The organism is Stenotrophomonas sp. (genome assembly GCF_059505245.1).
The window spans coordinates 55,225-74,095 of record NZ_JCACKF010000037.1; the positions used below are offsets into that span (position 1 = coordinate 55,225).

Below are 18,871 nucleotides of genomic sequence, written 5' to 3' on the forward strand. Positions count from 1 at the left end.
TGTTTTCATAACTATACAGGACATCCTGTATAGTTATCGCCGTACTTCACGCCCGATCAGGTTCTCCCATGGCTTTGTCCCAGCCCTTGGCCGGTGCTCCGGCCCTGTCGCGTGCCCGTCGCTGGGCACTGTTGTTCACCGTCGCCGCCGGCCTGCTGCTGGTCACGCTCGACAACTCCGTGCTCTACACCGCCCTGCCCACGCTGACCGAAGAACTCTCGGCCAGTGCCGGCCAGGCGCTGTGGATCATCAACGCCTATCCGCTGGTGATGGCCGGCCTGCTGCTGGGTGCGGGTACGCTGGGCGACCGCATCGGGCACCGCCGCATGTTCCTGATCGGCCTGGTGGTGTTCGGCGTGGCATCGTTGGCAGCGGCGTTCGCCGACACCGCAGCGCAGCTGATTGCCGCGCGCGCCTTCCTGGCGGTCGGCGCGGCCGCGATGATGCCGGCCACGCTGGCGCTGATCGGCCTGAGCTTCCACGAAGCGCGCGAACGCAACATCGCCATCGCGATCTGGGGTTCGGTGGCCATCGTCGGCGCGGCACTCGGCCCGATCATTGGCGGCTGGCTGCTGCAGCATTTCTGGTGGGGCTCAGTGTTCCTGATCAACGTGCCGGTGGTCGTGGTCGCGTTCGTGGCCACGCTGCTGCTGGCGCCTGAAGGCCAGCGCGACACCTCGCGACCGTGGGACCTGGTTTCGTCGCTGCTGGCTCTGGCTGCACTGTCCGGCCTGGTGCTGGCGATCAAGTCACTGATCGCTACGCCGCCGTCGTATGCGCTGGGTGCAGGCGCGCTGCTGCTGGCCGCCATCAGTGGTGCGGCGTTCTCGCGCCGCCAGCAGCAGCTGCCGTACCCGCTGCTGGACTTCGCGATCTTCCGCAATCCGGCGTTCCTGGCCGGCACGTTGTCGGCGGTGTTCACCCTGTTTGCGATGGCCGGCCTGCAGCTGGTCACAACCCAGCGCTTCCAGCTGGTAGCGGGCTTTTCGCCGCTGCAGGCGGGCCTGCTGGTGTCGGTGGCCGCGCTGGGCAGCCTGCCCAGTGCGCTGCTGGGCGGCAGCATCCTGCACCGGGTGGGCCTGCGCCCGCTGATCTGTGGCGGCCTGGCCGCAGGTGCGCTGGGTGTCGGCGTGGTGGCATTCGGCTTCCCGCACGGCCTCGGCTGGGTGGTCGCCGGCATGGCGATCACCGGCTTCGGCATGGGTTCGGCCATCTCGGTGGCGTCCACCGCCATCCTCAACAACGTACCGGCGCACCGTGCGGGCATGGCCTCGTCGGTGGAAGAGGTGTCCTACGAGTTCGGTGGCCTGCTGGCGGTGGCGATGCTGGGCAGCTTGAGCGCGGCGGTGTATGGCGCATTCCTGCCGGTCTCGGCCGACATGCCCGCGCTTGCACGGGAAGGCTTCACCCAGGCGCTGCACGTGGCACGTGAAAGCGGGCAGGGCGAGTGGTTCGCACTGGCCACGGCCGCGTATGACCGCGGCTACCAGATCGTGCTGCTGGTGATCACGGTGGTGCTGGCGCTGGGCGCGTCGATCATCGCGGGCCTGCTGCGCGGGCGCGTCGGCAGCCGCGAGGGTGCGGCCGATCGCGTAAAATGACGTGATGAGAACCAGCAAGCGCGACCGCATCCTCGACGCCGCCGTCAACGTGATCAATCGTGATGGCGTGCGCGCAGTGACCTTCGAGTCGGTGGCGGCCGAGGCCAAGCTGACCCGCGGCGGCCTGCTGTACCACTTCCCCTCGCGCGAGGCGCTGCTGCGCGGCATCGACGAGCACCTGGTGCAGGCCTGGGAGACGTCGATGGAAACGCTGCTGGGCAAGCGTGCAGACGAAGCCTCGGCGCTGGAGCGTTACCAGACCTTCGTGCGCGTCTCGGCGCAGAGCGCTACCCGTGCCGAGCTGATGTTCATGCTCGAATCGGCCGACCCGGACCCCGATGAGCGCCCGTGGGGGCCGGCGGTACGGCGTTGGGCGCCGTTGCCACCGTCGGCCGGGCAGAGCGACCCGGCCGCGCTCGACAATTTCGTGGCACGGCTGGCCGCCGACGGCCTGTGGATCTACGAGGCGATGTACGAAGGGCAGCTGGATGAAAGCGTGCGCGCCCAGGTGGCCGAACGGATCGCCGGGCTGCTGGCGAAGCCCGATGGAACGTCCAGTTGAGCGGCCAGCCGGTGCGCCGACATCGCCCGTGGCAGAGCCGACCGCTGGTCGGCTGCCCTTCGGTCAGGCCACGGAAATGCCGCATCGACCGCCCGTGGTAGAGCCGACCGCTGGTCGGCTGCCCTTCGGTCAGGCCACGGAAATGCCGCTTCGATCGTCCGTGGTGGAGCCGACCGCTGGTCGGCTGCCCTTCGGTCAGATCACGAAAATGCCGCTTCGATCGCCCGTGGTAGAGCCGACCGCTGGTCGGCTGCTCTTCGGTCAGATCACGAAAATGCCGCATCGGTAGAGTCGATCGATAGTCGACTGCCCTTCGGTCGGGCAACGAACCTCCCGCGCGTCGCGCGATAGTCGACCAGCGGTCGACTCTACCCCCTCACCTTTACCCAGCCTGCGCGGCGCCCGCGGCCAGCCACGCCCTCGGCGAAGCCCCCAACCGCTTGCGGAACGCCTTCGACAACGATGCGGTATCGGCAAACCCCACCTCGATCGCCACCTGCTTGACCGCCACGCCGGCCCGCAGCTGCGCGCAGGCCAGGCTCAGCCGCCAGTCCAGCAGGTAGCTGGCTGGCGTGGCCTGCATCACGTCCTTGAACACGGCCGCGAACGCGCTGCGCGACATGCCGGCGGTCGCGGCCATGCGCGGCAGCGTCCATTCGTCCTGCGGTGCCTGGTGCATCGCCACCAGCGTGCGTGCCAGCCGCGCATCGGACAGCCCCCGCATCAACCCGTGGCTGACGCCGGCTGCATCCGGGTGGTCAACCACCCAGCGCAGGATCTGGATCAGCGCCACCTCGAACAGGCGGTTGGTCAGCAGCCGTGACCCGCAGCGCTGGCGATCGGCTTCGGCGAACAGCAGCTGCAGGGTGTCATCCAGTTCGGTGATCGCGGCCAGCGGCACCACCATCACCGGTGGCAGCGACTGCACGATCGGATTGCGCGCGCCACCATCGAAATCCAGCGTGGCACAGGTGAAATCCGGGCCGTCCAGCGGAGCGTTGAAGAACACATGGTGCAGCGGCTGCGGATACAGCAGGAGGCTGGGTGTATCGATCTTCAAGCGGGGCAGCGCGCTATCGCCCCCAGGATGACGGACTTCCATCTCACCCTGGCGCAGGATGTGCAGGAACGCACGACCGGGCTGCGGCTCGAAGACATGCTGCCCGCACAGCGGGCCACTGTGGAACAGCGCCGCCTGCACCCGGAAGCGTTCCAGCAGCGAGGAGAGTCGATCTGGCGCAGGGGTGGCGGCGCGCATGCTCATGGACGTATGGACAACATATGTGGCGAATTGAGGATGTTGCGTCCAGGGAGTCTACCTAGGATGAGCGGGTCGTCCAATCCCGGGCGCTTTCCCAAGGAGATCCACCATGTCCCGTGTCCCCCTGATCGATGCCGCCAACACCACCGCCGACCGCCAGGCCCTGCTGGGCCAGGTCCACGCTGCCTTCGGCGCCACCCCGGCCATGTTCCGCGCCGTGGCCAACTCGCCGGCTGCCCTGCAGAGCATGTGGGGTTCGTTCGGCGCGCTGGGCGGCGGTCGCCTGTCGCCGCTGCTGGGCGAGCAGATCGCCGTGGCCATCGCCAACCGCAACGCCTGCGAGTACTGCCTGGCCGCGCACACGGCATTGGGCCGCAAGGCCGGCGCCAGCGGTGAGCAGATGGCTGCCGCGCAGATCGGCCAGTCCAGCGACCCGGCCACTGCGGCGGCGCTCGACTTCGCGTTGAAGGTGGTCGAGCAGCGTGCGCAGATCGCCGACGGCGACGTGCAGGCGCTGCGCGCGGCCGGCTTCGATGATGAGCAGGTCGTCGAGATCCTCGCGCATGTGGCGCTCAACCTGTTCACCAACTACGTCAACGTGGCGTTCGACGTGCCGGTGGACTTCCCGAAGGTCGCGCTGCGCTGAGGCGTACCGGGCCGGGGGACGCAGTGCTCCCGGCCATCCTCAGCGGGCGTGGCCGTCGTGCGCCTGCAGCCGCTCCGGATGCGTATACACATTGAACCCGCTTTCCCGCGCGAACCCGACCAGGCACAGGCCGGCGCTGCGGGCCAGATCGATCGCCAGCGCGGTCGGCGCGGACACTGCCGCCAGCACGCTGGCGCCGGCGCGCACTGCCTTGCTCACCATCTCGTAGCTGGCCCGGCTGGAAATCACCAGCAGGCCGCCTTCGATGGCGTGTTCGTTGTGGTGCAGGGCGCCGATCAGCTTGTCCAGTGCATTGTGGCGGCCGACGTCCTCGCGTACCCAGCCGATGCGCCCACTGGCGTCGGCCCAGGCCGCGGCATGGATCGAGCCGCTTGCCGCATTCATCGGCTGGTGCTGCGCCAGGCTGGCCAACGCCCGCTGCAGGGCGGTGGCGGAATAGCTGCGGCGTTCGCGGATCTGCGGCAGTGGGCGCAGCACTTCTTCCAGCTGGCGCGTGCCGCACAGGCCACAGCCACCACGGCCGGGCAGCAGGCGTCCCTTGTCGGGGTCGAGGTTTGCGCCGGGCGCAGCCTCGTCCACGGTCATCTGCAGCTCGATGCCTTCCAGCTGTGGGTGGATATCGATCGACAGCAGCTGCGAGGGCGCGCTGATCAGGCCTTCGCTGAGCGAAAATCCGAGTGCGAAGTCCTCCAGATCACAGGGTGTGGCCATCATCACGGCAAAGGCGGCATCGTTGTAGCGCAGCGCCACCGGCACTTCCTCGGCCACCACGTCGACCTGCTGCTGTTGCGTGCCGCCGCGCCAGCGCTGCAACGGGCGTTGGGCGGTGCCGGCAGGCGGGGTGTGCGGCGGGGTCGAATCAGGCATGCAGCGCGTCCGGACAAGGGAGAAACGCGGGCGGGCCACCGCCTGCGGTTTCGAGGATAGCGCAGTGGTCGCGCGCAGACGCGGCTGTAACCGTTGCCATGGCAGGTTGTGCTGAAATCAGCCTGTGCCCTCTGGCGAAGCGCCGTGGGCCGTGCTTGACTGTGCGGCTGGTCGTGCCACTGAATGCACCGCCGGACCGCGTTGTGCCGTTCGTTGTTGCGTTCCTACTGCCAGGTTCCCGAACATGTCCGAGCAGAAACCGCCGCGTTACAAGCCCTACAACCAGCCCGCCGGAGGCTGGGGTGCCGCCGGCGCCACGGCCAAGGTGCTGCTGCAGCAGAGTGTGATCGGCAAGGGATCGAAGGCATTGCTGGCGATGAACCAGCCCGGTGGCTTCAAGTGCCCCAGCTGCGCGTTCCCCGATGCCGACGAACGCAAGAAGCTGGAATTCTGCGAGAACGGCGCGAAGGCACTGGCCTGGGAAGCCACCCAGTTCCGCGCCGGCCGCGAACTGTTCGCCCGGTACACCGTGACCGAACTGATGGCGCAGACCGACTACTGGCTGGAGATGCAGGGCCGGCTGACCGAGCCGATGCGCTACGACGCAGCCACCGACCACTACGTGCCGTGCAGCTGGGACGATGCCTTCGCGCTGATCGGCCGCCACCTGCAGGCGCTGGACAGCCCGCACCAGGCCGAGTTCTACACCTCCGGCCGCACGCCCAATGAAGCCGCGTTCCTGTATTCGATCTTCGTGCGCGAGTTCGGCACCAATAATTTCCCGGACTGCTCGAACATGTGCCACGAGCCGACCAGCCGTGGCCTGCCGCCGGCCATCGGGGTGGGCAAGGGCACCATCGTGCTGCAGGATTTCGAGCATGCCGAGGCGATCTTCGTGATCGGCCAGAACACCGGCACCAATTCACCGCGGATGATGAGCAACCTGGTCGAGGCGCGTAAACGCGGCATCCCGATCGTGGCGGTCAATCCGATGCCCGAGCGTGCGCTGATCCGCTTCGCCGAGCCGCAGGACGTGGTGCAGATGGCCACGTTCGGTTCGACCGAGATCACCAGCGAGTTCGTGCATATCCGCATCGGCGGCGACCTGGCCCTGATCAAGGGCATGATGAAGGTGATGTTCGAGCGTGAGGCACAGGGCGAGCGCGTGCTCGACCATGATTTCCTGTCGGAACACACGGTGGGCCTGGAGGCGCTGCGCGAAGACGTGATGGCGCAGGACTGGGACCAGATCGTGCAGGTGTCCGGCATTTCGCAGGCGCAGATCCGCCGCTGTGCGGAGATCTACATCCGTTCCAAGGCCACCGTGATCTGCTACGGCATGGGGCTGACCCAGCACCAGTACGGCTCGCGCCTGCTGCAGCAGGTCGCCAACCTGCTGTTGCTGCGTGGCAACTTCGGCAAGCCCGGCGCCGGCATCGGACCGATCCGTGGGCATTCCAATGTGCAGGGCGACCGCACCGTCGGCATCGACGAGAAGCCCAAGCCGGCCTATCTGGACCGCGTGCAGCAGGTGTTCGGTTTCGACCCGCCGCGTGAGCACGGCCATCACGTGGTCGAATCCATCGAGGCGATGCTGGACGGCAGCGCCAAGGTGTTCATCGGCCTGGGTGGCAACTTCATCCATGCCGTGCCCGATACGCCGCGTGCGTATGAGGCGATGCGCGGCCTGGAGCTCACCGTGGGCATCGCCACCAAGCTCAACCGCGGGCACCTGGTCCATGGCCGCGATGCACTGATCCTGCCGGTGGTGGCGCGCTCGGAACGCATCGTTACGCCGGCCGGCGAGCAGTTCGTCACCATCGAAGACGCGATGTCGAATGTAACCGCGTCGCGCGGGGTACTGGAGCCGGTCAGTGCCGAGGTGTTGCCCGAGGTCGAGATCGTCTGCCGGATGGCACTGGCCACGCTGCCGGACAGCAGGGTTGACTGGGCCGGCTGCATGCACGACTACGCGCCCATCCGCGAGCTGATTGCCGCGGTGTATCCGGAGATCTACACCGGCTTCAACGAGCGCATCCAGCAGCCACACGGTTTCCATCTGGACATTCCGCCGCGCCGCCGGGTGTGGCCCACGCCCAATGGCAAGGCCAACATCCTGGTGATGCCCGGCCTGGACGTGGACGATCCGGTGCACGATCCAGACATGTTGCGGTTGGCCACCGTGCGCTCGCATGATCAGTACAACACCACCATCTACAGCTACAACGATCGCTATCGCGGCGTGTACAACGATCGCATGGTGCTGTTCATGAATATCGAGGACCGGCTGGCGCGCGGGCTGGAGAAGGAGGCGCTGGTCAGCCTGGAGACGATCAGCGGCGATGGCGTGGAGCGCCGCATCGAGGGCCTGACGGTGCTGGACTACCCGATGCCGCGCGGCGCGCTGGCCGGTTACTACCCGGAACTGAACCCGTTGCTGCCGCTGGACTACTACGACCGGATCAGCGGCACACCCGCAGCGAAGTCGATCCCGGTGCGGATGCGGGCGATGGCGGCGGCGATTGCGTGACGCGCATCGGCTATCATCGGCGGGTGAACCTGCCTGGCCTGCTGCTGCGATGGATGCTGCTCGTTGCCCTGGTGCTGAATGCACCGGCGCTGGCGCTTGGCTCGTCTTCGTACGGCGGGTCGGCCAACCAGAATCACTGCGCTGCACCGCACGCGGCTGCGCTGGCCGCAGCCGGCTGCTGCGATGATGCGGCTCCGTCGGCCTGCCAGAGTGGTGAATGCGAATGCCCGCCGGCCTGCCTTGGCATGCTGGCCACGTTGAGTGGAACGCCCGCCTCGCCGTGGCGTGAGGCGCCTGTAGCTGCCCGTTCCCAGCAACGCGCATCGCCGCCGATGCCGGACCCGTTGCGTCCCCCCATCGTGTGATGTCCTGCAGGCGCTCAAGCGCCTGCCATGACTGTTCGGCTCTTTCTCGCCTCTGCCTGCGCCTTCGATGCGCGGGCGGCGGGCCGCGTTGCCCGCCTCAGCAAAGGAATCACTCAATGAACCGTTCTCTCTCCCTCGGCCTGCTGCTGGGCACCGTGCTGGCCACCACCGCCTGTGCACGTGCCGCCGAAGAATCCGCCGCCGCACCGGTCGCCAGCAAGGCACCGGTGGCACCGATCCAGGCCAGCCCGGCCAAGGTTGATCCGGCCCTGCCGGTGGCCATCGTGCACAAGACCGCCAGCTGTGGCTGCTGCGGTATCTGGGTCGACCACCTGAAGGCCGCGGGCTTCCAGGTGGACGTGCGCGATACCGATGACATGAATCCGATCAAGGTCCGCCTGGGCGTGCCGGTCGGCAAGGCCTCCTGCCATACCGCCGAGATCGGCGGTTATGTGGTCGAAGGCCACATCCCGGCCGAGGACATCAAGCGCCTGCTGGCCGAACGCCCGGCCGCACGCGGGCTGGTGCTGCCCGGCATGCCGGCCGGTTCGCCGGGCATGGAAATGCCGGATGGTTACGTGCAGTCGTACACCGTCGAGCTGGTGCGGACCGACGGCAGCACCGAGCCGTTTGCCCAGCACGGGCAGGGTGGCTGATGGAAGGCGGGTGCCGGTCGTCCTGACCGGCACCCTTCGACGCGTCCTGTGTAGGGCTGAGCCTATGCTCGGCTGTGTTTGGCCGGCAAGCCGAGCATGGGCTCGGCTCTACAGGATCAGCGTGCCGTGGCTGTTTCCTTGGCCAGCTGTGCGTCGAACTTCTTTTCGGCCGCATCCGCGTAGGCCTTGCAGGTCAGGGCGTTGGCTCCGGCCTCTGCACCCGCGGCATAGTTCCAGTTGCTGGCGCCCGGATGCGGCGTCAGCAGCAGGTCGCAGGGCAGGGCGCGCACCGTAGCGAAGCTGCGCCGGTAGTCCTCGACCAGGCGTGGATAACGAGCGTTGCCCTGCAGCTGGTAGCCCGGCGCACTCAGGCTGTCGGCGTAGGCGATGCGCACCGGCTGGCCATCGCGGGTATCGGTCCAGGTCCAGGCGGTGCTGCCCGGGGTGTGCCCCGGCATGAAGTGCGCGGTGAACGCGATGCCGCCTACGGTGACCCCTTCGCCATCCATGATGATGCGGTCGGCGCTGGCCGGCGGAAAGGTGATGCTGTCGCCAAAGTGCAGGTCGTTGCTGCCGCCGCGCGCCAGCAGCACCGCCGATTCGGCGTTGGCCGCTACGCTGGCGCCGGTACGGCGCTTCAGCTCCGCCACTGGCCCGGCATGGTCGGCGTGTGCGTGGCTGAGCAGGATCAGCCGTAGATCCTGTGCTGCCACCCCGCGTGCCTTCATGTTGTCCAGCAGGTGACCGGCCATCTGCGGCATGCCGCCGTCGAGCAGTACCGCACCGTCGGCGGTCTGCACCAGCAGCGCGGTCAGGTCCTCGGTGCCGATCTGCCAGGTGTGGTCGGCAATCTGCAGCGGTGCCATCGGCTGCAGCCACGAGGCGTCCACGGTGTAGGCCTGCAGCTGCGGCAGCGGTGCGTCGGCGGCAGTCACATCAAAGGCAAGTGTGGCAGTCAGGGCAAGGGTCGTCAGGCAAAGGCGCATGGCGGAGAGGTGTCTGGGCAGGGTCGGATGAAACTAGCACGCGGGCGGGGCGGACCGTTTCGCGAATAATTCATGGCTGCAATAAGGTGCGCCGCAGCCTGCCCAGGGATTGTTCGCTGGCCATGGATTGTGAATCCACCTCCACGGGCTGGAGCGCAGAATCGGCCGGGGCTAGCCTGCTACCAGGCTCAAGGAGGTGGACCATGCACGTGCTCATGGTGATGCTGGGTGGCGTACTGCTGCTGGGGGTATTCGTGCTGTTTGGCCATCTCTGGAGCACGGGCACCTCGCAGCTGCCCACGGCACTGATCGCCTTCATCGCCACCTGGCTGCTGGTGGCCGTGGCCAACATGTGGGTAGGGGTCAGCAAGGCCGGCTACGCGGTACGCGAGGAGCTGCCGATCCTGTTGCTGGTATTCGCCGTGCCGGCGCTACTTGCCGGTTTCCTGTACTGGCGCCTGGCGCGCTGAAGGAGTTCCATGAGTACCCGACTGCGCCCGCCCGCGCTGCGCCACCGCGATGGCCATCATGCCCGCGTGACCTACGAAGAACTGTTCTTCGACCTGGTCTACGTGTTTGCGGTCACCCAGCTCAGCCACCATCTGCTGCACCACCTGGACCTGGCCGGCGTGCTGCAGACCCTGGTGCTGTGGTTCGCGGTCTGGCTCGGCTGGCAGTACGCGTGCTGGGTCAGCAACTGGTTCGACCCGGAGGCGCCGCGCGTCCGGGGCGTGATGTTCGCCACCATGCTGCTGGCGTTGTTGATGTCCTCGTCCATTCCCGAGGCGTTCGCCGATCGTGCGTGGATCTTCGCCGGGGCGTACGCCACGATGCAGGTCGGACGCACCGCGTTCGTGCTGCTGGAAGTCGGCCGCAACCATACGTTGGCGCCGAACTTCCGCCGCATGCTGGCCTGGGTCAGCGTGTCGGCCTACTTCTGGCTGGCCGGCGCGGCGGCCGAGGGCCACCTGCGGCTGGCACTGTGGGCGATGGCGGCGGCCTGCGAATACATCTCGCCGATGTTCGGCTTCGCGTTCCCGGGCATGGGCCGGTCGCACACCCGCGACTGGACCATCGAGGGCGGTCACCTGGCCGAACGCTGCCAGCTGTTCGTCATCGTCGCACTGGGCGAGACGTTGCTGGCCACCGGGGGCGTGCTAAGCGACGTCGAGCACTGGAGCCTGCAGGTGATCTCGGCGGTGCTGGCCACCTTCGCTGGCACGATTGCCATGTGGTGGCTGTACTTCGGCATCTCCAGCCGCGATGCCACAGAGGCCATCACCCACGCCGAAGACCCGGGCCGGATGGGCGCCAATTTCCATTACGTGCATGCCCTGCTGATCGCCGGCATCATCGCCACCGCGGTGGGCAACGATCTGGTCATGGACCATCCGGCGGCGGCCGTCACCACGGTGTACGCCACGGTGATGGTGGCGGGCCCGCTGATCTATCTGCTGGGCAGTGCCCTGTACAAGCACGTGGTCTACGGGCGCGCGCCGCGCTCGCACCTGCTGGGCGCCGCCGCACTACTGATGCTGGGCCTGGTGTTGCCCTGGATGCACCTGCTGGCCGCCGGATGGCTGACCAGCCTGGTGCTGCTGGGCGTGGGGTTGCTGGATGCGCGGCTGAAGCGGCGCACCCGGCCGTTGCCGGGCTAGAACCCGCCGCCGGTCTTGAAGTCACCGCCGCCGCTGATACCACCGCCGCTGTGGAAGCTGCTGCCGCTGGAACTGGAGCTGGAACTCGAACTCGAACTCGAGCTCGAACCCGAGCCGGAACTGCTGGAACCGCCCGAAAGCAGGTCGAACAGGCCGCCAGAGGAGCGGGTGGTGCTTCGGCTGCTGGTGGTGCTGAAGAAGGATGCGGCGACGGTGGCCGGCGCGGCGGCCCGGTAGCTCGGCGCCTCGTACGCCTGGCGCTCGATGTCTGCTGCCGCCTGGTAGCTCCTCCGCGCCGCCTGCAGGCTGTCCAGGCGCTTTTTCAGCACGGCCATTTCGCGGGTGTGCTCGCCTACCATCCCATCGATCTCGCCCAGGCGCAGGCGACTGCGATGGATGCGCTCGAGCACGGCATCGTCCTCGCCGGAGGCGGTGGCGGCCACGCGCCGGTACAGGTCGTCCATGCTCTTGGCCGACAGCGTGCGCGCCAGCGCGGTGAGCAGGGCGCTGCCTTCGGCATCGGTCCAACTGCGGAAGCCGTCGATCTGTGCCTGCTTGGCATCCACGGTCTGCCGATGCAGCTGCTCGGCCAGCAGCGCCTGCGCTACTGCGCCCTGTGCCGTCTGCAGCTGCTGGCGCAGCGGGTCGCCACCGGCGCGGGCGAGGGCGGCATCGCGGGCCTGCTGTACCGGTTGGCGGGCCGCCTCCACGTCGTCGCGGGCGCGTCGGGCATGTTCCTGCAGATAGGGCGGAAGCTCGACCAGCGTGGCGTACTCGCGACGGGCACGGTCAAAGCCGCACAGTTCGGCCAGCCAGCCGTCGACGGTGCGCACCAGTGGCCAGCCGCGGTAGGCCGTGCTGCCGTAGCTGCGCCGGTGCAGGTACATGAAGATCGGGTCGGCCTGATAGGCGCCGGCCTTGGCGTCATGCTCCGATTGGGCAGAGGAAGCCATGCGCTCGACCGTGTCGGCGCGTGCCACGGCCAGCTGCAGGTCGTCCTGCAGCACCCTGTAGGTGGGTTCCGCTTCCAGCGTGGTGTCCACCTGGTCCTGCAGGGCCTGCCAGCGTTCGCCGGCGGCGTCGCGTGCGGCAACGGCCTCCTGCGACCGCTGCTGCAAGGACTGCTCGATGTCCAGCAGCGCCTGCAGTTCGTCGTCCAGCACCGCCGCTTTGCGGTCACGGCGCTGCAGATCGGCGCTGGACTGCTGCAGCAGGTCCCGGGCCAGCATCGGCGGCGCATCGTTTGCGGCCTCGGCCTGCAGGCGCGCCAGGGCGTTGAAGTCGTCGCGGACCCGCCCGTGCAGCGCTTCCTGTTCCTTGATCAGCTCCCGGCACTGGTCGCCACGCGCGGCCAGTTGTGCCTGCACCTGGCCGATATCGGTTTCGACATCGGCAATCGCGTCGTTCAGGTCTCTCATGTCAGTTCCTTACCCATCACCATTGGGTGATGTAGCCACCGGTGGCGGGCATGCGGAACCGCGGCGACAGGCTGCCGCGCGGCTTGCTGCCGATCTGGTCGTCTTCGATGATGCCGTTGTCCTGCTTGTCGGCGGCAACGCGGTTGTAGGTGGCCTCGGGCACGCGCACGGCAAACATCGAGACCCGTTCCTCCTTGCCGGTTTCCTCGTTACGGATCGGCAGTTCGGCAGCATTGCCGGCCTCGTCCAGCGCTTCGGTCACCAGATAGTAGTTGCGGCCACCATTGGCCTTCTCGTTGTAGCGCCAGACGCCGGTGCGTTCATCGTCACGGTTGACGATGCGGTAGACCAGGGTCTGCGAAAGCAGCCCCACCAGCTGGCTGACCTCGTCCAGGGCCGGCCCGGCCTCGGCCAGCGTCTCGACCCGGATCAGGCGGGCGGCCTGCTCCAGCGCACGCTCGAAGCGCTTGCGGTCTTCGCCGGCGACACCGGTGGCGAGGCCGTCGGCCTTGAGCTGGGCCAACCGCTCGTTGAGCGCGGCCAGCGTGTCGGCGCTGCCGATCAGCTCCTTCAGGGTCGCTACCGCCTGGCCGGCCGCGGCGATGTCGCCCGCGCGCAGTGCCACGTCGCCGCCGGTGTAGGCGCGTGCGCGCGCCTGCTCTGCATCCGGCGCGAGGCGTGCCGCCTTTGCAGCGGCGTTGGTGGTATCCAGCAGCTCGCTGGCCTCGATCGCCTGGCCGAGAATGTTCACCCGCTCGGTCAGCGGCGGCAGGGTTTCCCTGGCATTCGCCAGCAGCTGCGCGGCGGCCTGCCGATGCTGCTCAACCTGCGCGGCGGCCTGCTCGCCGGTGGCACTGCCACCACTGCTGAGCCGGGTGAGCTTGTCCTTGCGCACAAGGGTCGGCTGTGCGGCCAGTGCGGCGGGAACCCCGGCGAAGCGCCGCTGTGCTTCGGCCAGCGCGGCCTGTGCGCCTTCGGCCAGTGGCTGCAGGCGCCCACCGCTGGCCGTGGCACGTGGCAGCAGCCCCTGCAGGGCCTGTTCCTGTGCGGCCAGCAGGGCGCGCGCTGCAGCAGCCTCCTGTTGCTGCGCGGCCACCTTGTCGTTCAGCACCTGCACGTTCTTCTGCACGTTGCTCTCGTGCACGAACGCTCCGAAGCTGCGCGCCATGACCAGCAGCATGCCGAGCACCAGCAGCAGGAAGGCCGCCAGCAGCGCCCACTTCAACAGGCGGGCCCGATCGATCCAGCGCCGCGCCAGCCACGCCTTCCAGCCACGCGGCGCGGTGTAGAGGTAGCGCTGCTCGCGCTGGGCCTGGATGCCGGCCTCGAGGATCTCGTCGGAGACCTCGATGCCCTGCGAGCGGTACAGCTCAAGCAGGCGCTGCTTCAGCGTCGCCTTGTCATGGCCGCTGTCGGCCAGCGCCTTCATTTCGGCGTTGCGGTAGCGCAGCTGGTCGACCACATCCATGGTCAGCAGCGCATCCTGCAGCTCGGCAGGGGCCATCGTGGCACTCACCTCAGCGCGACTCCGGGCTCGGCGGCGCCTGCAGCAGGGCGGCGAAGCGCTGCTTGCCCTGTTCGACATACTCGGCGATCTCGGCCGAGTCGCGGGTCGCCTGGCCGCGCAGCTGCTCGATCTCCTGCAGCGAGGTTTCCTGGAAGTGCACCACCGCATCGACCAGCTTGCGCACCGAATCGACGCCGATGGTGGCGCCGTAGCCGGCCTTCAGGCCCTCGTGCAGCACGTCATCGCCGATGTTGGCCACCGCTTCCAGGCCCTTGGAGGTGCCCTCGGTCATCGCATTGAGCGCCTGCGTGGACTCATGCAGGCCCATCTGCGTGGTGAAGGCCAGGTTCAAGGCGGTGAAGCTGGTTTCATTGGTGGAGAAGAACACCACCGAGCGCTCGTTGACGCGGCGCTTGATCTCGTGCGACTGGTGCACGCGCAGCATGATCGCCTCGGAGGTGGCGTAGTTCACCTGCAGGTTCTCGGCAAGGTCCTTGGCCAGCTGGTAGCGCGACTCCTCGGCCTGGTTGTTGCGCAGGGCCTCATCGCGGGCCATGACCAGGCGGCCGGTGTCGGCGGCATCGGCGGCCGGATCGGCCGACTCCACGCGCTGCTGCGCCTGCTTCAGCGCCTCGCGGGCATCGGCCAGCGCCTGCTCCTGCAGCTTCAACAGCTCATGGGCCTGGATCTCGGCATCCTTGATCGACAGGCGGAAGTCGCCGTACATCTCCAGCACGCGCGACTCGCGCTGCAGCTGCTCGGCCGAATCGCGGCTGACTTCCAGAAATGTGCGGCGGATCTTCTCGAACCGGCTCGGGATGTCGCCGCGGGTGACCTTCATCCACAGGTTCTGCAGGCGCTCGCCCATGTCGATCCTGCCGTCGCGCACCTGCTCGACCATGGTGCTGGCATCGTCACGGATGCTGTCGAAGGCGCGGATGATCTCGGTATAGCGGTCGGACACCTTGGCCGAGCTGATTTCATCACGCATCACGGCATTGAAATGCCCGGACTGCTGCAGCACGCGGGCAATGGCCACCACGCGGCCCTGGTCAAGGGTGGACAGCTGCGAGACCAGCGCGATGGCCGGAGCGTTGTTGTCCTGGGGAGCGGCCAGGCCCAGGCTGCGCAGCGTGGCCATGGCGCGGTCGAGGTACTTGATCGGCGCGGTAGCGGCCGGCGTGGCAAGGTGGGTGTTCTCGGACATTTCGACGGCTCCGGTCAGGGCAGGCAATGAGGAACCTGCCGCGCGGAACGGGCAGGTTGCTGCGAAACGAAGGGGAAGGGGAGCGGCAGCCGTGCGCTGCACGGCAGGCTGGCCCGGTCAAGGGCCAACGGCCCGGTATGGGCGAGGGTGGTGTCCTGTTCAAGCATGGCGCATTCCCTGCAGATCGCCCCCCTGGCGATTCCGTCCCCATTGTAGCGGCGGTGATGGGCAGGTGAAGCCCCACCGATGGCAGGGTGGAGTAGCGTTGGCGCACGCTCATCGGTTGCGGCAAGCGAGGGCTTCGTGCAGAACGTACCGCAATGGTTGCTCTGGGCGGGACTGTCCGCCGTGTTCGCAGCGCTGACCGCGCTGTTCGCCAAGGTCGGCGTCAAGGGTGTCGACCCGGACCTGGCCATGGCCATCCGTACCCTGGTGGTGGCGGCGGTGATCCTGCCGCTGGTGGTGGTCACCGGCAAATGGTCCAACCCGTTGCTGCTGCCGGGGCGCACCCAGCTGTTCCTGGTGCTGTCGGCGCTGGCCACCGGTGCGTCGTGGCTGTTCTACTTCCGCGCACTACAGAGCGGTGAGCTGGCCAAGGTGGCCGTGGTGGACAAGTTCAGCGTGGTGCTGGTGATCGTGCTGGCCTATCTTCTGCTGGGCGAGCGGCCCAGCCTGCGGGAGTGGAGCGGCATCGGCCTGGTGCTGGCCGGGGTGATCGTGCTGGCCACGAAGAAGTAGCAGCGTTCAACCGACCAGAGGAGAGAGCAGGATGCAGGGCGAAGCACACGGTACGTTTGAAGTGGATCTTCGGCCGATCGGTGGCAATGACGGCCCGATTGCGGTGATGTCGATCAACAAGACCTTCGCCGGCGACCTGCACGGCAGCAGCGTCGGCCAGATGCTGGCCTTCCGCACGCCGGTGCAGGGCTCGGCCGGCTACGTGGCGATGGAACGGGTAACGGCCACGCTGGCCGGGCGCCAGGGTGGGTTCACCCTGCAGCACAACGGGTTGATGACCCGTGGCACGCCGCAGCTGAGCGTGGTGGTGGTGCCCGACTCGGGCAGTGAAGGACTGCTCGGCCTGAGCGGCACGCTGGAGATCACCATCAGCGAGGGCCGCCATGACTACCGGCTGGTCTACAGCCTGCCGGAAGAACCCTAGCGGAGTTCCGCTGCCATCGCCGCTAGCCTAGCGACGGTGTTGAGGTTGCGCGCCGTGCCCTGTGCCGAGCCGGGAATGCGCAGGCGCGAGTCGGCCATGCCGGCGCCGTAGTGGATGAAGATCTCGCGCGTGCCGAGTGCAAGCTGTTCGTCGCGCCGGCCGGTCACGCCATCAAGCGGGTCGGCAGGCAGGCTGCCGTCGAGGAACAGGGCGACCACACGGTTGCCGGCGGCCTGCGGAAACGGATTGCGTGCCACCACGCCTGCGATCTCGCTGGCCGAACGCACCAGTACGCCCACCGGCTTGCCGGCATATTCCTGGAGCCGCTGGCCGAGGGCCTGGCGCACGCCTGCCTCGTCGAGCGAGCTGCGCAACACCACGTTGCCGCTGGCGATGTACGTGCGGACATCGGCGAAGCCTGCGTCCTCGCACATCGCCGCCAGTTCGCGCATCGGCAGCTTGCCGGTGCCGCCGACGTTGACCGCGCGCAGCAAGGCGACGTGGACGTTCATGGCGTCCCCGCCTGCAGGCGGTCGTACATGCGCACCAGATCGACCAGGGTGCGCGCGCCCATCTTGCGCATCACCTGCGCGCGGCGCACCTTCACCGTGATCTCGCTGACGCCGAGGTCGCCGGCAATCTGCTTGTTGAGGCGGCCACGCACCACGCCATCGACCACCTCGCGCTCACCCGCGTTGAGCGTGCTCCAGCGCTGCTGCAGGGCATCGAGCGCCTCGCCGTCGCGGCGGCGCTGGCGGTCGATCTCGATGCCCTTGTGGATCGCATCCAGCAGTTCCTGGTCGCGAAAGGGCTTGGTCAGGAATTCGATGGCACCGTCCTTGATCGCGTTGACGCCCATCGCAATATCGCCGTGGCCGGTGATGAACACCACGGGGAGCTGCAGGCCATGGCTGCCCATCGTGCGATGGAATTCAAGACCGCTCTGGCCGGGCATGCGCACGTCCAGCACCAGACACGCCGGCGCGTCTTCCAGGTCGTGTTCGAGGAAGGCCTGGGTGGAGGCGAAGGCCCGCACCTGCAGGCCCATCGAGGCCAGCAGGTCTTCCAGCGCCGCGCGCACCGACGGATCGTCGTCGACCACATAGACAATGGGCGCCGGATCGGCGAGGGGTGCAGTGGGCTTACGCATGGTGGACATCCGTGGCGGCGGGCAGGTCGAAGACGAAGCAGGCACCGCCGCCTGCCGGTCGTTCGGCGCGGATCTGGCCGTCGTTGGCCTCGATCATCGAGCGGCTCAGGCTGAGGCCCAGCCCCAACCCGTGCGACTTGGTGGTCCAGAACGCGTCGAACACGCGCTCGGGATGGTCGGCGGGCAGGCCGACGCCACGGTCACGGACGCTGAGGCTGACCCGTTGGCCCTCACGCCGGGTCAGCAGCGACAGACGCCGGTCGCCTGCGGGTACGGCTTCCATTGCATCCACCGCATTGAGGATCAGGTTGCCGATCACCTGCTGCACCTGTACGCGATCGGCCTGCACCGGCGGCAGGTCGGCGTCCAGCAGCAGGGCCACGGCCACGCCATGCTGGTCCAGTTCGCTGCGCGACAACGCCAGCATTTCCTCCACCGCCTGGTTCAGGTCGAAGGCGCGCCGTTCCGGTGCCGCGCCCTGGGTCAGGCCGCGGATGCGGGCGATCACATCGCCTGCGCGGTGCGCGTCCGCCAGGATGCGGGCTACGGTCTGCCGGGCCTTGTCCACGTTGGGCGGGTCCTGGGCCAGCCAGCGTTGGCAGGCTTCGGCGCTGCTGGCGATGGCCGCCAGCGGCTGGTTCACTTCATGGGCGATGGAGGTGGTGAGTTCGCCCACGGTGGAGGCGCGGGCGACCCGCAGCAGGCGACCCTGCGCTTCCTGCACGGCGGCCTTGGCCGCTTCCATGTTCAGGGCGAGGTAGGTGGTGATGCCGATCACCAGCATGCCGATCACCGAATTGACCAGGCCGATGCGGTAGGTGCCGAAGCGGGTCAGGAAGAAACTCAGCCCGGTCAGCGCGATGCAGGCGATGGCCAGCGTGATCAGGCCGCGGGCGGCCAGCACGCGCGATGCCGCGAGAATGACCGCTGCGTAGAAGCAGGCAGCAGCAACCGCGTAATCGGTGACGGTGTCGATCAGGAAGATCGCGGCCATCACGACGATCAGGGCCAGCAGCACCAGCGGGCGGCGGGGCGACAGCGATGGCATCGGGACGGCTCCCTGGCGTGGGGTGAAAGGATAGCAAAGCCGCCATCGGCAGATGCCGATCTTGGTCGGCAGGCTCTTTTGCTGTGGGTGCCGACCGTTGGTCGGCACAAGCCAGAACGATGCCTGGTAGTGCCCGCCGCGGGGCCGCCACTGCACGGTGTTGGCGGTGGGCATGAGGTTTCCCGCCAGCGGGCGGCCCTACCGCCCGGATGGCCACGGTGTCTGA

General features: G+C 68.0%; 19 protein-coding genes. 10 read left to right on the forward strand and 9 right to left on the reverse strand.

All coding sequences use genetic code 11. The features are described 5' to 3' along the window. The first annotated feature begins 68 nt into the window (after positions 1 to 68). Positions 69 to 1,601, forward strand: coding sequence for an MFS transporter (locus AC5JLE_RS13610; RefSeq protein WP_496065376.1), 1,533 nt, complete (start codon positions 69 to 71; stop codon positions 1,599 to 1,601). A 4-nt stretch (positions 1,602 to 1,605) separates the two neighbouring features. Continuing rightward, positions 1,606 to 2,163: a TetR/AcrR family transcriptional regulator gene (locus tag AC5JLE_RS13615; protein ID WP_496065377.1), complete on the forward strand. Its 558-nt coding sequence runs from the start codon at positions 1,606 to 1,608 to the stop codon at positions 2,161 to 2,163. Positions 2,164 to 2,545: 382 nt separating this feature from the next. Here AC5JLE_RS13615 and AC5JLE_RS13620 read toward each other — a convergent pair whose 3' ends face one another. Next, on the reverse strand, positions 2,546 to 3,427 hold the full coding sequence (locus tag AC5JLE_RS13620) for an AraC family transcriptional regulator (protein WP_046430865.1): 882 nt from the start codon (positions 3,425 to 3,427) through the stop codon (positions 2,546 to 2,548). A gap of 106 nt (positions 3,428 to 3,533) precedes the next feature. On the opposite strand from AC5JLE_RS13620, the gene AC5JLE_RS13625 reads away from it, so the two are divergent. Beyond that, on the forward strand, positions 3,534 to 4,070 hold the full coding sequence (locus tag AC5JLE_RS13625; RefSeq protein ID WP_046430864.1) for a carboxymuconolactone decarboxylase family protein: 537 nt from the start codon (positions 3,534 to 3,536) through the stop codon (positions 4,068 to 4,070). 39 nt (positions 4,071 to 4,109) lie between these two features. On the opposite strand, the gene fdhD is transcribed toward AC5JLE_RS13625, so the two are convergent. Continuing rightward, positions 4,110 to 4,958: a formate dehydrogenase accessory sulfurtransferase FdhD gene (gene fdhD, locus AC5JLE_RS13630; protein ID WP_197561782.1), complete on the reverse strand. Its 849-nt coding sequence runs from the start codon at positions 4,956 to 4,958 to the stop codon at positions 4,110 to 4,112. Positions 4,959 to 5,202: 244 nt separating this feature from the next. Here fdhD and AC5JLE_RS13635 point away from each other — a divergent pair, with 244 nt between their 5' ends. The 3 genes from AC5JLE_RS13635 to AC5JLE_RS13645 all read left to right on the forward strand — a co-directional run bounded on the left by AC5JLE_RS13635 (position 5,203) and on the right by AC5JLE_RS13645 (position 8,509). Then, the gene (locus tag AC5JLE_RS13635; RefSeq protein ID WP_495233245.1) at positions 5,203 to 7,488 is read left to right on the forward strand and encodes an FdhF/YdeP family oxidoreductase; all 2,286 of its coding nucleotides are present in this window, start codon (positions 5,203 to 5,205) and stop codon (positions 7,486 to 7,488) included. Positions 7,489 to 7,511: 23 nt separating this feature from the next. Then, on the forward strand, positions 7,512 to 7,853 hold the full coding sequence (locus AC5JLE_RS13640; RefSeq protein WP_329856063.1) for a hypothetical protein: 342 nt from the start codon (positions 7,512 to 7,514) through the stop codon (positions 7,851 to 7,853). Between the two features lie 116 nt (positions 7,854 to 7,969). After that, positions 7,970 to 8,509 carry a DUF411 domain-containing protein gene (locus AC5JLE_RS13645; RefSeq protein ID WP_014647305.1) on the forward strand — a complete coding sequence of 180 codons (540 nt, stop codon included), beginning with the start codon at positions 7,970 to 7,972 and terminating at the stop codon, positions 8,507 to 8,509. Between the two features lie 116 nt (positions 8,510 to 8,625). Here AC5JLE_RS13645 and blaL1 read toward each other — a convergent pair whose 3' ends face one another. After that, positions 8,626 to 9,495, reverse strand: coding sequence for a L1 family subclass B3 metallo-beta-lactamase (gene blaL1 / locus AC5JLE_RS13650; protein ID WP_100450128.1), 870 nt, complete (start codon positions 9,493 to 9,495; stop codon positions 8,626 to 8,628). A gap of 203 nt (positions 9,496 to 9,698) precedes the next feature. Here blaL1 and AC5JLE_RS13655 point away from each other — a divergent pair, with 203 nt between their 5' ends. Both AC5JLE_RS13655 and AC5JLE_RS13660 read left to right on the forward strand, forming a co-directional pair. Then, positions 9,699 to 9,965, forward strand: coding sequence for a hypothetical protein (locus AC5JLE_RS13655; RefSeq protein ID WP_014647303.1), 267 nt, complete (start codon positions 9,699 to 9,701; stop codon positions 9,963 to 9,965). 9 nt (positions 9,966 to 9,974) lie between these two features. Beyond that, complete coding sequence (locus AC5JLE_RS13660) at positions 9,975 to 11,153, forward strand: low temperature requirement protein A (protein WP_496065378.1); 1,179 nt, start codon at positions 9,975 to 9,977, stop codon at positions 11,151 to 11,153. On the opposite strand, the gene AC5JLE_RS13665 is transcribed toward AC5JLE_RS13660, so the two are convergent. Genes AC5JLE_RS13665 through AC5JLE_RS13675 form a run of 3 tightly spaced genes read right to left on the reverse strand, consistent with a single transcriptional unit; the run spans position 11,150 to position 15,285 of the window. Then, positions 11,150 to 12,571, reverse strand: coding sequence for a coiled-coil domain-containing protein (locus AC5JLE_RS13665; RefSeq protein ID WP_496065379.1), 1,422 nt, complete (start codon positions 12,569 to 12,571; stop codon positions 11,150 to 11,152). The two genes, AC5JLE_RS13660 and AC5JLE_RS13665, sit on opposite strands and share 4 nt — an antisense overlap. Before the next feature lie 16 nt (positions 12,572 to 12,587). Further along, the gene (locus tag AC5JLE_RS13670; protein WP_262217376.1) at positions 12,588 to 14,075 is read right to left on the reverse strand and encodes a DUF6384 family protein; all 1,488 of its coding nucleotides are present in this window, start codon (positions 14,073 to 14,075) and stop codon (positions 12,588 to 12,590) included. A 13-nt stretch (positions 14,076 to 14,088) separates the two neighbouring features. Beyond that, on the reverse strand, positions 14,089 to 15,285 hold the full coding sequence (locus AC5JLE_RS13675) for a cell surface protein (RefSeq protein ID WP_496065380.1): 1,197 nt from the start codon (positions 15,283 to 15,285) through the stop codon (positions 14,089 to 14,091). A gap of 303 nt (positions 15,286 to 15,588) precedes the next feature. On the opposite strand from AC5JLE_RS13675, the gene AC5JLE_RS13680 reads away from it, so the two are divergent. After that, on the forward strand, positions 15,589 to 16,023 hold the full coding sequence (locus AC5JLE_RS13680; RefSeq protein ID WP_032962665.1) for an EamA family transporter: 435 nt from the start codon (positions 15,589 to 15,591) through the stop codon (positions 16,021 to 16,023). A 31-nt stretch (positions 16,024 to 16,054) separates the two neighbouring features. Next, complete coding sequence (locus tag AC5JLE_RS13685) at positions 16,055 to 16,447, forward strand: DUF3224 domain-containing protein (RefSeq protein WP_049408744.1); 393 nt, start codon at positions 16,055 to 16,057, stop codon at positions 16,445 to 16,447. On the opposite strand, the gene AC5JLE_RS13690 is transcribed toward AC5JLE_RS13685, so the two are convergent. From AC5JLE_RS13690 to AC5JLE_RS13700, 3 genes are read right to left on the reverse strand one after another with little or no spacing between them, the layout of a single operon-like run. After that, complete coding sequence (locus tag AC5JLE_RS13690) at positions 16,444 to 16,959, reverse strand: DUF1697 domain-containing protein (protein ID WP_241883927.1); 516 nt, start codon at positions 16,957 to 16,959, stop codon at positions 16,444 to 16,446. The two genes, AC5JLE_RS13685 and AC5JLE_RS13690, sit on opposite strands and share 4 nt — an antisense overlap. Then, the gene (locus tag AC5JLE_RS13695; protein ID WP_496065381.1) at positions 16,956 to 17,597 is read right to left on the reverse strand and encodes a response regulator transcription factor; all 642 of its coding nucleotides are present in this window, start codon (positions 17,595 to 17,597) and stop codon (positions 16,956 to 16,958) included. The genes AC5JLE_RS13690 and AC5JLE_RS13695 overlap by 4 nt, the downstream gene beginning before the upstream one ends. After that, positions 17,590 to 18,645, reverse strand: a complete 1,056-nt coding sequence (locus tag AC5JLE_RS13700; RefSeq protein WP_164109984.1) for a sensor histidine kinase — start codon at positions 18,643 to 18,645, stop codon at positions 17,590 to 17,592. The genes AC5JLE_RS13695 and AC5JLE_RS13700 overlap by 8 nt, the downstream gene beginning before the upstream one ends. Positions 18,646 to 18,871 lie beyond the last annotated feature (226 nt).

Bases quoted from the DNA above. Each gene is read 5' to 3' on its own strand.
- AC5JLE_RS13610 (WP_496065376.1), top strand. From the start codon at position 69: ATGGCTTTGTCCCAGCCCTTGGCCGGTGCTCCGGCCCTGTCGCGTGCC.
- AC5JLE_RS13615 (WP_496065377.1), top strand. From the start codon at position 1,606: ATGAGAACCAGCAAGCGCGACCGCATCCTCGACGCCGCCGTCAACGTG.
- AC5JLE_RS13620 (WP_046430865.1), bottom strand. From the start codon at position 3,427: ATGAGCATGCGCGCCGCCACCCCTGCGCCAGATCGACTCTCCTCGCTG.
- AC5JLE_RS13625 (WP_046430864.1), top strand. From the start codon at position 3,534: ATGTCCCGTGTCCCCCTGATCGATGCCGCCAACACCACCGCCGACCGC.
- fdhD (WP_197561782.1), bottom strand. From the start codon at position 4,958: ATGCCTGATTCGACCCCGCCGCACACCCCGCCTGCCGGCACCGCCCAA.
- AC5JLE_RS13635 (WP_495233245.1), top strand. From the start codon at position 5,203: ATGTCCGAGCAGAAACCGCCGCGTTACAAGCCCTACAACCAGCCCGCC.
- AC5JLE_RS13645 (WP_014647305.1), top strand. From the start codon at position 7,970: ATGAACCGTTCTCTCTCCCTCGGCCTGCTGCTGGGCACCGTGCTGGCC.
- blaL1 (WP_100450128.1), bottom strand. From the start codon at position 9,495: ATGCGCCTTTGCCTGACGACCCTTGCCCTGACTGCCACACTTGCCTTT.
- AC5JLE_RS13655 (WP_014647303.1), top strand. From the start codon at position 9,699: ATGCACGTGCTCATGGTGATGCTGGGTGGCGTACTGCTGCTGGGGGTA.
- AC5JLE_RS13660 (WP_496065378.1), top strand. From the start codon at position 9,975: ATGAGTACCCGACTGCGCCCGCCCGCGCTGCGCCACCGCGATGGCCAT.
- AC5JLE_RS13665 (WP_496065379.1), bottom strand. From the start codon at position 12,571: ATGAGAGACCTGAACGACGCGATTGCCGATGTCGAAACCGATATCGGC.
- AC5JLE_RS13670 (WP_262217376.1), bottom strand. From the start codon at position 14,075: ATGGCCCCTGCCGAGCTGCAGGATGCGCTGCTGACCATGGATGTGGTC.
- AC5JLE_RS13675 (WP_496065380.1), bottom strand. From the start codon at position 15,285: ATGTCCGAGAACACCCACCTTGCCACGCCGGCCGCTACCGCGCCGATC.
- AC5JLE_RS13685 (WP_049408744.1), top strand. From the start codon at position 16,055: ATGCAGGGCGAAGCACACGGTACGTTTGAAGTGGATCTTCGGCCGATC.
- AC5JLE_RS13690 (WP_241883927.1), bottom strand. From the start codon at position 16,959: ATGAACGTCCACGTCGCCTTGCTGCGCGCGGTCAACGTCGGCGGCACC.
- AC5JLE_RS13695 (WP_496065381.1), bottom strand. From the start codon at position 17,597: ATGCGTAAGCCCACTGCACCCCTCGCCGATCCGGCGCCCATTGTCTAT.
- AC5JLE_RS13700 (WP_164109984.1), bottom strand. From the start codon at position 18,645: ATGCCATCGCTGTCGCCCCGCCGCCCGCTGGTGCTGCTGGCCCTGATC.